Annotated in this window: 1 protein-coding gene; it reads left to right on the top strand. The window is 64.9% G+C overall.

Annotated features, from left to right (window positions below; translation table 11 throughout):
- Nucleotides 1-538 (top strand): DUF1345 domain-containing protein (locus tag AC1DWF_RS35160; protein WP_476843093.1); only part of this gene is annotated, 538 nt, incomplete at its 5' end.
- Between the last annotated feature and the right edge of the window lie 129 nt (nt 539-667).

Below are 667 nucleotides of genomic sequence, written 5' to 3'. Positions count from 1 at the left end.
GTCCTGGCGCGAGGCGGCGATGCTCGGCTGGTGCGGCAATGTCGCCGTCTATGCCGCGCTGCTCCTCTTTTATCTCGGCGATGCGGATCCTGACGCGATGCGCGAGCGGGCCTGTGCCCTGGCCGAAGGACGTGCCGTCGTGATCACCGTCTCGCTGCTGGCGGCGACGGCCTCGCTGGTGATCGTGGCGATGCTGCTGGCCGGCGGAAAGCAGGAGGCGAGGGAGCAGGTCTTCTCGATCTTCACGATCATCGCAACGTGGTTCTACGTCCACCTGCTCTTCGCGCAGGAATACGCGCACGAGTTCTGGATGAACGACAAGGGGCTGGACTTCCCCGGCGGCACCGACGAACCGCCCTTCGGCGAGTTCATCTACTTCGCCTTCGTGGTCGGCTGCACCTTCCAGGTCAGCGATGCGACGACGAACACGCCCCGCATGCGCCGCATGGTGCTGCTGCACGGGCTGACGGCCTTCTGGTTCAACACGGTGATCCTGGCCTCGGCCGTGAGCACCGTGTCCAGTCTGGGGAACTCATAGGACGAAGCCGGCCGCGTCAGCGACCGGCTTCGAACATCGCACCTAGCTCGGATTGATGCGCGTGATCTTCGAACCGTTCWCCGCGACCGCCGCCATCAGGCCCTGCTGGTTGAAGGTGATGGCATAGAC

The organism is Aminobacter sp. P4_D5 (genome assembly GCF_056401815.1).
This window is presented reverse-complemented; position numbering and strand designations above follow the sequence as displayed.